This window comes from Agromyces sp. GXQ0307, assembly GCF_044769845.1.
GTDB lineage: Bacteria > Actinomycetota > Actinomycetes > Actinomycetales > Microbacteriaceae > Agromyces.
This window is the reverse complement of the sequence record NZ_JBIZVY010000001.1, coordinates 705612-717972: the sequence shown is the minus strand read 5'-3', so window position 1 is coordinate 717972 and position 12361 is coordinate 705612. Positions and strand designations below refer to the sequence as shown.

Sequence of the window (12361 nt, the reverse complement as noted above, 5' to 3'; positions counted from 1 at the left end):
CGCGCGCTACGCCTGCAGAGCCTCGAAGAGCTCCGGATGCCGCGACAGCCGTCGCCTCGTGCGCCGGATGTGTCCGGCGAGCACGCGCTCGGCGTCGTCGACGTCGCCGTCGCGCAGGTCGGCGACGATGAGGTGGTGCTCGTCGTGCACGATGCGCGCGGCGTCGGCGCCCATCGAGCGCGAGTAGGCCCGGCGGTAGGGCTGGGTCGTGTTCCACAGCTTCACGACGAGTTCGCCGAGCTGGGTCGTGGTCGCCCCGCGGTAGCCGCCGAGGTGGAACGCGCGGTCGAGTTCCAGGAACTCGTCGACGTCGGTGGTCGCCGACATCCGCTCGGCCAGGCCCTGCAGTTCGTCGAGGTCGGCCTCGGTGAGGTGCGGTGCGCTGAGGCGGAGCAGCAGGGGCTCCAGTCGCTCGCGCATCTGGTAGATCTCGTCGCACTCCTCGAGCGTGAGGCGCGAGACCCACGCTCCGGTGTTGGCGACGAGCGTGACCAGTCCGTCGTGCTCGAGGATGCGGAGGGCCTCGCGCACGGGTACCCGGCTCGCACCGAACTGCGCGGCGACGTCCTCCTGCCGGATGCGCGTGCCGGGCGGCACCTCGCCGCGGAGGATCCGGTCGCGCAGCCGCTCGGCGATCCGGGCGCCCGCGTCGCCGCCGCGCGTGCCGCGCTCGCCCGTCGTGGTGGTCATGCCCTCATGCCTACCGCTCCGGATGGACGGGATGCCACAGCGTGCGGTCGAGGCCGCGCTCGTACGCCTTGCCGTCCGGGTAGCTGACGAGCTCGAACTGCATGCCCCACGGGCTCAGGAAGTAGACCCAGCGCTGCCCCTCGCTCGCATTGCGGCTCGCCGTCGGCTCGCCGAGCACCCGCACGCCCTCGGCGCGCAGGAAGTCGACGGCGGCGTCGAGGTCGTCGACGTAGATCGCCAGGTGGTGGCCGCCGAGGTCGCTGTTGCGGGGCACCGGCCGTTGCCCGTCGGCCGGCTCGTACTCGAAGACCTCGAGGTTCGTGCCGTTGCCGAGGCGGTAGAACCGGAGCCGGCGCATCACGGTGCGGGGGTGGACGTTCAGGTGCTCGGCCATCCAGTCGCCCTCGTCGAACGCGAACGGGCCGAGTTCGTAGAAGCGCTCGGCACCGAGCACGCGCACGAGGAAGTCGTCGGCCTCGTCGAGGTCGGGCACCGTGACGCCGAAGTGGTCGCTGCCGCGCATCCCGGGGAGTGGCATCGCAATCCTCCTTGATTGGATACAAGCATGGCGCGAAACGCGCTTGAAGTCGAGCAATCCGTGGGCTGAGCCTTCCGATTGGATGCAATCGGGACTACCATCGGCACCAGCGCATCCGTGTGCGCCACGCATCCTTCGTCGATGGGGAAGAGGGACGATGCCCGACCGCAGACCGCTCGACCCGGCCCGGCCATGGGTCGAACTCGTGACGACGCCGGAGGACTGGGAGGCGGCCGACCCCGATCTCCTGACGGGAATGCTCGCCCAGCTCCACCTGATCCGCGCCTTCGAGGAGACCGTGCTCGAGCTCGCCGGCGAGGCGCTCGTGCACGGTCCGGCGCACTCGAGCATCGGCCAGGAGGGCGGAGCGGTCGGCTCGATCATCGGCCTCCGCTCGAGCGACGCGATCAACGGCTCGCACCGCGGCCACCACCAGTTCCTCGCCAAGGCGCTCACGCACGTCGCGGGCGGCCGCCACGAACTCGCCGCGATCGTCACCCCGCCCGTAAAGGAGGTGCTGCGGCGCACGCTCGCCGAGATCCTCGGGCTCGCACAGGGATACTGCCGTGGCCGCGGGGGGTCGATGCACCTGCAGTGGTTCGAGGCCGGCGCGCTCGGCACCAACGCGATCGTCGGCGGCGGGGTGCCGATGGGCGCCGGCAACGCGTGGGCGCAGCGCCACGCGGGCACGAGCGACCTCACCGTGAGCTACTTCGGCGACGGCGCGGTGAACATCGGCTCCGTGCTCGAGTCGATGAACCTCGCCGCCGCGTGGAAGCTGCCCTTCACGTTCTTCATCGAGAACAACCGGTACGCCGTCTCGACGAACGTCGACGAGTCGACGGCCGAACCACGGCTCTCCGCGCGCGGCCTGGGCTTCGCGATCCCCGCGTGGCGGGTCGACGGCATGGATCCGCTCGCCGTGCACCTCGCCATGCGCGAGGCCGAGGGGGTGCTCCGCGCCGGCGACGGGCCCGCCGTCATCGAGGCGGAGGTCTACCGCTACTTCCACCAGAACGGCCCCTACCCGGGCAGCGCCTTCGGCTACCGGACAAAGGAGGAGGAGTCGGAGTGGCGCGAGCGCGACCCGCTGCTCCGAGTCGCCCGCGAGCTGGAGCGGATCGGGCTCGCCTCCCCCGACGACGTCGCGGGCGTGCGCGAGCAGGCGCAGGCCGCGATGCGCGCCGCGACCGGCGAGCTGCTCGAGGACGACCCCGAACGGCCCGGCAAGCGGCGCATCCGCCCGGACCTCTGGCCCGACCCCGAGTTCGTCGACGTCGGCGTCCGCGGCGACGCGAGCGAACTCGCCGACGCCCGCACGCTCGAACCCATCGGCGCCGACGTGCCGATGACGCCGACGAAGTTCGTCGACGCCGTGGCATCCGTCATGGGTCGCCGCATGGAGGAGGACGAGCGCATCATCGTGCTCGGCGAGGACGTGCACCGCCTCGCCGGCGGCACGAACGGCGCGACGAAGGGGCTCGCGGCCCGCTTCCCCGGGCGCGTGCTCGGCACGCCGATCAGCGAGAACGCCTTCGTCGGGCTCGGCGGCGGCATGGCCCTCGACGGGCGGTTCCGCCCCGTCGTCGAGTTCATGTACCCCGACTTCATGTGGGTCGCCGCCGACCAGGTCTTCAACCAGATCGGCAAGGCGCGGCACATGTTCGGCGGCGTGAACCCGGTGCCGCTCGTGCTGCGCACGAAGGTCGCGATGGGCTCCGGCTACGGATCGCAGCACCTCATGGACCCCGCCGGCATCTTCGCGACCAGCCCCGGATGGCGCATCGTCGCCCCGTCGACCGCGGCCGACTACGTGGGGCTCATGAACACCGCGCTCGCACTCGAGGACCCGGTGCTGGTGATCGAGCACATCGACCTCTACGGCACCGCCGACGAGATCCCCGAGGGCGACCTCGACTACCAGCTGCCGTTCGGCCGCGCCGGCGTGCGGCGCGAGGGTGCAGACGCGACGATCATCAGCTACCTCTCGATGGTGCGGCACTGCCTCGAGGCGGTCGATCGGACCGGCTTCGACGCCGACGTCATCGACCTCCGCTGGCTCGACCGCGCCTCCATCGACTGGGAGACGATCGGGGCGTCGGTGAAGAAGACCAACGCCGTGCTCATCGTCGAACAGGGCGCGAGGGGCACCTCGTACGGCGGATGGCTCGCCGACGAGATCCAGCGGCGGTACTTCGACTGGCTCGACCAGCCCGTGCAGCGGGTGACCGGCGGCGAGGCGAGTCCGAGCATCTCGAAGGTGCTCGAGCGCGCGGCGATCGCCCGCACCGAGGAGGTCGTGGCCGGCATCGAGGTGCTCCGCGCGGGAATGGGCGGTGCGTGATGGCCACGGTGGTCCGCATGCCCGAGGTGCTCACCGGCGTGACGGAGGCGGCGATCCAGGCCTGGCTCGTCGAACCCGGCCAGGAGGTGTCGGTCGGCACGCCGCTCGCCGAGGTCGAGACCGAGAAGGCCGTGGTCGAGTACGCGGCCGAGTCGGATGGCACGGTGCTGCGGCTGCTCGTCGAGGCGGGTGCCGCGGTGGCCATCGGCGAGCCGATCGCGGTCATCGGCGAGGCGGGCGAATCGGTCGACGATGCGGACCTGCCGGGCGCGAGCACCGTGGTGCCGACGACGCCCACCGACGTCGAGGCGTCCGCGTCGACGCCCGCGACGGGCTCGGCCGCCGACCCCGAGTCGGGCGCGCCGGTCGCCGAGCGCATCGCCGCCGACGACGGCTCCGAGGGCGACGGCGCGACGCGCCGGTTCGCGAGCCCGATCGTGCGGCGCCTCGCCCGCGAGCAGGGCGTCGACCTGTCCGGCATCGCCGGCACCGGTCCCGGCGGCCGGATCGTGCGACGGGACCTCGAGGCGCACGCGGCCGGGCCGGCAGCGGCGACGGCGAGCGGGCGGGCGGACGGCCCGCCGACGGGCGCGGCGCCGGTGGTCGCCGCGCCGGCCGCCGACGACGTCGAGGAGATCCCGCTCACGCCCATGCGCCGTGCGATCGCCCGCCGCGTCACCGAGAGCACGACGACCGTCCCGCACTTCTTCCTCACCGCCGACTGCTGCGTCGACGAACTGCTCGAGCTGCGGCGTCGGGTGAACGAGGCGGCGCCGACGCGCGTCTCGCTGAACGACTTCGTGCTGAAGGCGTGCGCGGGGGCGTTCGCCGACGTCCCCGAGGCGAACGCCACGTGGGGCGGCACGGTGATCCGACGGCACCGGTCGGTCGACATCGCCGTCGCGGTCTCCATCGACGGCGGCCTGCTCACGCCAGTCGTGCGCGGCATCGACCGGCTCGGGCTCGTGGAGGTCGCCGAGACGGTCGCCGACCTCGTCGAGCGCGGCCGGTCGGGTCGCCTTCGGCAGGACGAGCTCGAGGGCGGCAGCTTCAGCGTCTCGAACCTCGGGATGTTCGGCACGGCCGAGTTCTCTGCGATCATCAGTCCGCCCCATGCGGGCATCCTCGCGGTCGGCGCCGCGCGCCGGGTGCCGCTCGTGGACGACGATGGCGGGCTCACCGTGGGCTCGGTGATGACCGTGACGCTCTCGGCCGATCATCGGGTCATCGACGGCGCGCTGGCGGCGCAGTGGATGGCGGCGTTCGTCCGCCGCATCGAGCAGCCGCTCTCGATCCTGCTGTAGCCGACGACTGCGCGGGCCCGGCGGGGCGTCATCGACCCGGCGCGCCGCGCTACATCGTGTCTGCGTGCCGGTGCACGACCTTCCACTCGCCGTCCTCGCGGCGGTAGACCTGCGTCGCCCGGACGGTGACCGTGTGCGGCGAGCCGTCCTTCGTGGCCGAGATCCGTTCGTAGCCGACCGTGTACGCCATGTCGCTCGAGACGTCGAACGTGATGAGTTCGAACGCGTAGTCGGTGCAGTGCGTGAAGCTCGCCGCGACGGCGTCGAACGCCTCCAGCAGTTCGCCGCGGCCGACGGCGTTGCGCCAGGCGCCGAGGACGCTCACGTCGTCGCCGCTCGACCAGATCGCGCGGCGCGGGGCGGCGTCGCCGTCGAACTGCGCGCGCTCGGCCCGCACGAGCGAGTTGTTGACCCAGATCAGGAATTCCTCGCGGTCGTTCATGGGTTCAGCATCCTCTTGCGGGGCGCCGCGCACAATCGGCGCCGCGAGCGTCGCGGCCCTCGACCCTGGTCACGGATGCCGCAGCGCCGGTTTCGTCGGCCGGGTGACGAGCCGTTCGAGCACGCCGACCGCCTCGGCCGCGCCGTCCTCGTCGGCCATCCGGGCGGCCGCGGCATCCACGGCCGACTGGAACGCCGGTGCGGCCCCCAGCGCATCGGCGAGACGCGCTGCGGTCAGCCTCTTCTGCGGGATCGGCGCAGGCGCCAGCCCCCTGCGCTGGAGCGTCGCTCCCCAGAACGGCTGGTCGGCGATGAACGGCACCACCATCGAGACCGTGCCCGCCGCGGTCGCCGCCTGCACCGTGCCGATGCCGCCGTGGTGGATCGCCGCGACCGCGCGGGGGAGCACGGCGGCGTGGTCGACCGCCCGGGACACGAAGACGTCGTCGCCGCGCAGCTCGTCGGGCACGGCGATGCCGCCCAGTCCCGTCGCGACGAGGAGGCGGATGCCGCGCGCCCGTGCCGCACCGACGAGCGCACGCCCGCGCTCGACCGGGTCGCCCGCCGCCATCGAGCCGAAGCCGGCGTATGCGAACGGGCCGCCGTCGAGGAAGTCGGCGAGCGCGGGGTCGGCGGCCGTGTCGCCGGAGGCCGTCGTCGGCGTCGGCCCGGTGTCATCCGTCGGGTCCGTCGGCCGCGCCGGAGCGCGCCACGCGCCCGTGAGCGAGACCGAGTCGGGCCAGTCGGCCGGCCGCGGGAGGATCGCGGGGCTGATCGGCAGCAGCGTCGCAGCGGGCGCCGAAGCGGGGTGCGGGTGCCCGACGCCCATCACGTCGGCCGCCTCGTCGACCTCGCGGCGGAACATGCCGGCCGCGGCCGAGGCCGCGCGATAGGTCAGCCGGTTGAACGGTCCGAAGTCGCGCGTCACGGTGCCCGCGGCCGGGAACTCGCGCGTCGGCGTCATCGCCGGCACCAGCTCGACGAGCACGTGCGGGATGCCGAGCGCGTCGGCGGCGACCGGCGCCGAGAGCACCTTCGGATGCCAGGCGATGACGTCGGGCCGGAACTCGAGCGCCGCGTGCGCGGCGTTCACGATGACGCCGCGCATCACCGGCCGCACGACCTCGCGGAGGTTGCGCATCGCCGCGAGCGGCGACACGCCCTGCGACTCGATCAGGGCGGAGAAGTCGGCCTCGAGGCTCCGCACGTCGAGGCCGGTCAGGTCGGCGCCGGAGTTGTCGGGCACCGCCAGGCGGACCTCGTGACCGTTCGCCGCGGCGCGACGTGCGAGCGCGGCGAACGGTTCGACATCGCCGCGCGATCCCGCGGTGACGAGCAGCAGCTTCATCGTGACTCCTCCGGTACGAGGCCGGTTGCGGCGAGCAGCCGGTCGTCGGTGATTATCCCGTCGGAGTAGAGCTCCGCGAGTGGGACGGCGAGACGCGCGAGCGCGGCCTCGGGGTCGCCGCCGGCCCAGGCCGCCAGCCGGTCGAGCAGCAGCAGGGGGGCGACGCCGAGGAGGACGAGGGCGGCGGCCTGCGCGTCCGGATCGAGCGAGGCGCGGAGCCATCCGCTCGCCGAGCCCTCGTCGACCGACGCGCGGGCGACCGCGACGAGTCGCGCGAAGAGGGCGTCGGATGCCGTGCCGCCGTCGCCGAGCATGCGAGCGAGATAGGGGCCGAACGTGCCGAGCACCTCGCCGAGGACGTCGGCCGGCCGCGCGGCATCCTGCTTCTCGGCGATGAAGCGGGCGACGCGCGCATCGCACTCCTCGCGGAGCGCCTGCTTGGTGCCGAAGTGGTGGGTGACGAGCGCGGTGCTGACGCCCGCGCGCGCGGCGATGTCGCGCATGGTCGCCGCGTCGTACCCGTGCGCGGCGAAGCGATCGAGCGCCGCGGCGACGATGCGCGCGCGGGCGGTGAGGTCGCCGTCGACGACCGAGGCTGTACGCATGTACAGCATTCTGACTCGTCGTACAGTAGAGCGCAAGCGCACTGTGGAAACGCTCCATGAACAGGTGTTCGATGGATCCACCATGCGGGGGTGTGGTATCCAAGGGGGCGAGTCGCACGCCCGTTCGGCGGGCACGGCGTCGAGACCTGGCGCCGCGACCGGAGAGCGAGGTTCCCCCATGCGAGCACGTGCACGCACCACTGCCCTGGCCACCCTGGCCACCGCCGCCGGAGTCCTACTGACCGTCACCACGGCCGTGGCGCCGGCATCCGCTGCGAAGCCCGAGCGGGGCGGCACGACAACGGCCAGCGTCGCCAGCGGGTGCGGCGACCTGAACGGGCTGAAGGTGACCGCCAAGAACGTCAGCAGGATGATCTCGCTGAACGCCGGCGACGTCGTCGGCGTGACGGTGTCGCCAGCGCGTTCGGGCGACCTGATCATCCTCAGCGGTTCCGCCGGCACGTCGATCTTCTTCGAGGAGGCACCAGCGACGAGCGGCATGAAGTTTACCGCTCCCTACAGCATGACGTACGGACTCGGCTGGTCCCTCGACACTTCCGGCACGATTCCGAGCGACCTGACGTGGACGTTCACCTGCAGCGGCTCCGGAGGCTCGGGCGGCAGCGCGACCACATCCGACTCCGACCGCGACGGCGTCGCCGACAGCGCCGACTCGTGCGGCTCGACCACGCTGCCCGACAGCGTTTCGCGTCCGACCGCGGGCCGGTACTTCGCGAACTCGTCGGGCAAGTTCGTTGACGGCACCGGGGCGTCCGCGGGGGTCACCGTCGTCGACGCCGGTGGCTGCTCGGCGACGCAGATCGCGAAGGCACTGCGGCTCAGCAAGAAGGACTCGCGTTCGGGCATCAGCCTGACGACGCTGAAGAACTGGGCGGCGACCCACTAGGCACGGTGGGGGCTCGGCCAGTGCGGCCGAGTCCGGCCGCAACCCCGGATGACCGGGTCGGTAGACCGTTGGCACCGTCCGCGCGTCGTGGGAGGCTGGCCGCATGCCGGAATCCCCGGAGGTCCAGGCCCTCGTCGACGAACTCGAGACGACGCTGCGCGGGCGCACCGTCTCCGCCGTCGACGTCGTCGAGTTCCGTGTCACGAAGACGCGGAGCCGACCGCTGACGACGCTCGTCGGCGAACGGGTGCTCGCCGTCACGCGTCACGGCAAGCTGTTCGCGATCGAGCTCGACGGTTCCGAGCTGCTCGTCGTCTCGCTCGGGCGCCACGGCTGGGCGCGCTGGCGTGCGGGTGAGGCGGATGCCGCGGCCCACGCCGCCGCCGAACGCGACGACGAGGCCGAGCCGCCGCCGCCGACGCTCGCCGCCCTCGAGTTCGACGACGGCGCCGTCCTCGAGCTGACGGACGCCGGCGGATGGGTGTCGCTCGGCTGCTGGGTCGTCGACGAGGCGACCGAGGTCGCGGCGATCGCCAAGCACGGCCCCGACCCCGCCGACCCGGCGTTCACCCGCGACGAGTTCGACCGTGCCGTCGCCGGGCGCCGCAAGCAGCTCAAGGCGATCCTGCAGGAGCAGGAATCCCTCGCGGGCATCGGCAACGCGTACTCCGACGAGATCCTCTTCGCGGCGCGCCTCTCACCGGTCGCGCACGCCTCGACCGTCGCCGACGACGAGCTCGTCCGCCTGTACGAGGCGACGACCGGCACGATCCGCGCCGCGATCGAGGCGCGCAGCGGCATCCCGATCGACCGCCTGAAGGCGGCGAAGGTCGACGCGATGCAGGTGCACGGTCGCGCCGGCGAGCCCTGCCCCGGTGGCTGCGGCGGCGAGGTCCGCGACTTCAGCTTCGCGAGCACGACCGCGCAGTACTGCCCGGAGTGCCAGACCGGCGGCGAGATCCTGCCGCTCAAGGAGGGGTAGCGCCGCGGTGACCGAGGAGCGCGAGGCCGCGGCATCCGCCCCGCCCGTCGTGGTCGTGGTCGACGTGGCGAACGTCATGGGCTCGCGACCCGACGGCTGGTGGCGCGACCGGGCCGGCGCGGCGGCGAGACTGCTCGAGCGGATGCCGCGGCTCGCGACCGGAGCCGCGGTCACGCTGCCGGACGGTGCGCACGTCGCGATCTCGCGCATCGTCGCCGTCGTCGAGGGCGCGGCGAAGGCGGCATCCGCCCCCGAGGGGATCGACCTCGTGCGGGCGCCCGCCGATGGCGACGGCACCATCGTCGAGGAGGCCGCGCGGCTGGCTGCGTCGGGGGAGCCGGTGCTGGTCGTCACGGCCGACCGCGGCCTGCGGGCTCGACTCGCGCCCGGCGTGCGCGTGGCCGGGCCGGGCTGGCTGAACGACCTGCTCGGTCGCTGAGCGGTCGATCGCACGCTGCGCGCGCGCCGCTCGCGGAGGGCTCGCGCAGATCCGGGCGGTCCGGACACGCCTGTCCGCCCTGTTACGATCCTTGCTCGTGCGTCTCCTCCGCCGGGCCGTCAGTGTCGTCGCCCTCCTCGCCCTCGTGCTCATCGCCGCCTTCACGGGCGTGTACCTCTGGCAGCAGCCGATCCTGCTGACCGGCACCGGCTACGCCGCACACAACTCGTGCGCCGTGACCGAGGTCGCCGGTCGCGAGGACCCGGCGACCGACCTCCCCGAGAACCCGCTCGTGCCCTACCTCGACGTGCAGGGCGCGGGCGACCCGACGACCGCAACGCTGCTGGGCCAGCTCGCGCACCAGCGCGCGTGGTTCACCGAGGGCTTCGGGTGCACCCTCGCCGACGAGCGTCCGGACCTCCCCGAGGCGACGTCGATCGAGGCGGGATCGAACCCGTTCACCGACGCGCCCGCGCCCGACGTCGACCCCGCGATCGATGCGGCGATCGCCGCCGCGTTCGGGGACGACCTGCCCGAGGCCGAGCGTGCGGCCCTCGGCACGCGAGCGGTCGTGGTCGTCAAGGACGGCGAACTCGTCGGCGAGCGCTACGCCGACGGCTTCGACGCGACGACCCCGCAACTCGGCTGGTCGATGACGAAGTCCGTCACGAGCCTGCTCACCGGCGTGCTCGTCGAACAGGGCGTCGTCGCCCTGGACGAGGACGGACTCCGCCCGGAGTGGACCGACGAGCGCGCCGACATCACCGTCGAGGACCTGCTCCGCCAGACCAGCGGCCTCGAGTGGGACGAGACCTACGACCTCGGCACGCCGATCACGCGCATGCTCTACCTCGAGCCCGACATGGGCGACTACGTCGCGAGCCTCCCGCTCGAGCACGACCCGGGCACCGTGCAGGAGTACTCGAGCGGAAACACGACGCTGCTCTGCGACATCCTCGCCGAACGCACCGGCCTCGGCGCCGACCTGCCGCGCCGGGCGCTGCTCGCCCCGCTCGGCCTCTCATCGGCCGTGATCGAAGCGGATGCCTCCGGCACTCCCGTCTGCTCGTCGTACATGTGGGCGACGCCCCGCGACTGGGCGGCAGTCGGTCAGTTCGCGCTGCAGGACGGCGTCTGGAACGGCGAGCGGATGCTGCCCGAGGGGTGGATGGCGCAGAGCCTCACGCCGACCGAGGCGGCCGAGACCGACGACCCGGGCAACGCCATGAGCTGGCGCACCAACCCGCTGCCCGACGGCTCGCTCCGCTGGCCCGAGCTGCCCGAGGACACGTTCTACGCCAGCGGCCACGACGGCCAGAAGGTCATCGTCGTGCCGTCGGAGGGACTCGTCGTCGTGCGCATGGGCTTCACGCCCGAGGCCGACCACACCCCCTCCGAGGTGCGGCTGGTCGACGAGGTCATCGACGCGCTGGGCTGATCCAGGCCCGGGCGTCGGCGGGATCGGGCGTCGTCACGTCCGAGAAACATCCGCGCGCGAGAATGAACCGGTGAGCACCGCCCCCGCCCTCGAGATCCACCCCGCCGACCTCGCGGACCCCCGCGTCATCCGACTGCTCGAGGATCACCTCGCCGACATGTACGCGACGTCGCCGCCCGAGAGCGTGCACGCGCTCGACATCGGCGGGCTCTCGGTGGCCGAGGTCGCGTTCTGGACCATCGGCGAGGGCGACGACCTCCTCGGCTGCGTTGCGCTGAAGGAGCTCGACGGGGCCCACGGCGAGCTGAAGTCGATGCGAACGGATGCCGCGGCTCGCGGCCGCGGGCTCGGTGCGCGCCTGCTCGAGCACGTCCTGGTCGAGGCGGGGCGCCGCGGGTACGCGCGACTCAGCCTCGAGACGGGCTCCGAGGAGTTCTTCCGCCCGGCGCGCACGCTCTACGCGAAGTACGGCTTCCGCGAGTGCGAGCCGTTCGCCGACTACGTGCCCGACCCGAACAGCGTGTTCATGACGCTCGAGCTCCGCTGACCGCCAGCCGGTACGACGGAAGCCCGCGCCGACGGATGAGCCACTCCGCGACGAGCAGGTTCGGCAGCCAGCAGAGGAACGGCACCGCCGCGTAGGCGTTGACGAAAGCGGCATCCGCGTCGAAGGTCCCCGTCGCGGCGAGCGCGAAGGGCACCTGTGCGAACATCAGCAGCGGCAGCCAGAGCCGCAGCGTCACGGCGGCGTACGTCAGGGCGAACGTCCGCATCATCCAGGCCCGGTGCGACGGGACGTCGCCGCGGCGGATGGCGCGGTATCCGCGCCATCCGGACAGCACCCACAGCGCGGCGAGCGCCGCGAAGCCGAAGGTGCCCACCAGCCCGGCGGCGCTGAACGGCGCGAGCGCGAGGCCCGCGAGGCCCGCGACGCCGATCGCGGCGAGCGCGACGCGTCCCGTCCAGCGGTGCACCCGAGGTGCCCGGTCGCGAAGGCCCCGCCAGAACTGGAACGGGCTCGCGACGAGCGCGACGCCTCCCGCGACGATGTGGACGTAGAACGCCACGAGGACGAACGGCGGCTGCCCCGCGTAGTGGTCGGCCAGCCCGCCCGCGCCGGACTCGGCCAGCGCGGGCAACGACGACGTCAGGTACGGCACGACGGCGAAGGCCGCGATCCCGAGGGACGAGAGCAGGATCCACACCCAGCCGAGACGGGCGCCGATCGGCGCCCGGTTCGTGGCGGGCGGCGCCGGCGGAGTGGTCGATGCGGTCGCCGCCGGGGTCGCGATCGCGGTCGGAGTCGAGGTCATGCCCGTCACGCT

13 protein-coding genes are annotated in these 12361 nt (G+C 73.0%); 7 read left to right on the top strand and 6 right to left on the bottom strand.

The genetic code is table 11. The annotated features are described in order from the left end of the window. Positions 1–6: 6 nt before the first annotated feature. Entirely contained in the window at positions 7–690 is a 684-nt protein-coding gene (locus ACIQH8_RS03340; RefSeq protein ID WP_400994743.1) for a GntR family transcriptional regulator, read from the bottom strand. A 10-nt stretch (positions 691–700) separates the two neighbouring features. Then, complete coding sequence (locus ACIQH8_RS03335; RefSeq protein WP_400994740.1) at positions 701–1228, bottom strand: VOC family protein; 528 nt, start codon at positions 1226–1228, stop codon at positions 701–703. Between the two features lie 157 nt (positions 1229–1385). Here ACIQH8_RS03335 and ACIQH8_RS03330 point away from each other — a divergent pair, with 157 nt between their 5' ends. Next, on the top strand, positions 1386–3572 hold the full coding sequence (locus tag ACIQH8_RS03330; protein WP_400994738.1) for a thiamine pyrophosphate-dependent enzyme: 2187 nt from the start codon (positions 1386–1388) through the stop codon (positions 3570–3572). After that, a complete protein-coding gene (locus ACIQH8_RS03325; RefSeq protein ID WP_400995698.1) occupies positions 3572–4876 on the top strand; it encodes a 2-oxo acid dehydrogenase subunit E2 in 1305 nt (434 codons plus the stop codon). Before ACIQH8_RS03330 ends, ACIQH8_RS03325 begins: the two co-directional genes overlap by 1 nt. A gap of 49 nt (positions 4877–4925) precedes the next feature. On the opposite strand, the gene ACIQH8_RS03320 is transcribed toward ACIQH8_RS03325, so the two are convergent. From ACIQH8_RS03320 to ACIQH8_RS03310, 3 genes are all read right to left on the bottom strand, one after another. Beyond that, positions 4926–5318, bottom strand: a complete 393-nt coding sequence (locus tag ACIQH8_RS03320) for a nuclear transport factor 2 family protein (RefSeq protein ID WP_400994737.1) — start codon at positions 5316–5318, stop codon at positions 4926–4928. A 69-nt stretch (positions 5319–5387) separates the two neighbouring features. After that, positions 5388–6665 carry a glycosyltransferase gene (locus ACIQH8_RS03315; protein WP_400994735.1) on the bottom strand — a complete coding sequence of 426 codons (1278 nt, stop codon included), beginning with the start codon at positions 6663–6665 and terminating at the stop codon, positions 5388–5390. Then, positions 6662–7270, bottom strand: a complete 609-nt coding sequence (locus ACIQH8_RS03310) for a TetR family transcriptional regulator (RefSeq protein ID WP_400994733.1) — start codon at positions 7268–7270, stop codon at positions 6662–6664. The genes ACIQH8_RS03315 and ACIQH8_RS03310 overlap by 4 nt, the downstream gene beginning before the upstream one ends. A gap of 178 nt (positions 7271–7448) precedes the next feature. On the opposite strand from ACIQH8_RS03310, the gene ACIQH8_RS03305 reads away from it, so the two are divergent. From ACIQH8_RS03305 to ACIQH8_RS03285, 5 genes are all read left to right on the top strand, one after another. Continuing rightward, entirely contained in the window at positions 7449–8177 is a 729-nt protein-coding gene (locus ACIQH8_RS03305) for a hypothetical protein (RefSeq protein ID WP_400994731.1), read from the top strand. A 103-nt stretch (positions 8178–8280) separates the two neighbouring features. Further along, positions 8281–9159 (top strand): DNA-formamidopyrimidine glycosylase family protein, encoded by an 879-nt coding sequence (locus tag ACIQH8_RS03300; RefSeq protein ID WP_400994729.1) that lies wholly within the window; start codon positions 8281–8283, stop codon positions 9157–9159. Positions 9160–9166: 7 nt separating this feature from the next. After that, positions 9167–9598: a hypothetical protein gene (locus tag ACIQH8_RS03295; protein ID WP_400994727.1), complete on the top strand. Its 432-nt coding sequence runs from the start codon at positions 9167–9169 to the stop codon at positions 9596–9598. A 97-nt stretch (positions 9599–9695) separates the two neighbouring features. Beyond that, the gene (locus tag ACIQH8_RS03290; RefSeq protein ID WP_400994724.1) at positions 9696–11036 is read left to right on the top strand and encodes a serine hydrolase domain-containing protein; all 1341 of its coding nucleotides are present in this window, start codon (positions 9696–9698) and stop codon (positions 11034–11036) included. A 70-nt stretch (positions 11037–11106) separates the two neighbouring features. Next, on the top strand, positions 11107–11583 hold the full coding sequence (locus tag ACIQH8_RS03285) for a GNAT family N-acetyltransferase (RefSeq protein WP_400994722.1): 477 nt from the start codon (positions 11107–11109) through the stop codon (positions 11581–11583). Here ACIQH8_RS03285 and ACIQH8_RS03280 read toward each other — a convergent pair. After that, complete coding sequence (locus tag ACIQH8_RS03280; RefSeq protein WP_400994720.1) at positions 11561–12349, bottom strand: DUF2306 domain-containing protein; 789 nt, start codon at positions 12347–12349, stop codon at positions 11561–11563. The genes ACIQH8_RS03285 and ACIQH8_RS03280 overlap by 23 nt on opposite strands. Between the last annotated feature and the right edge of the window lie 12 nt (positions 12350–12361).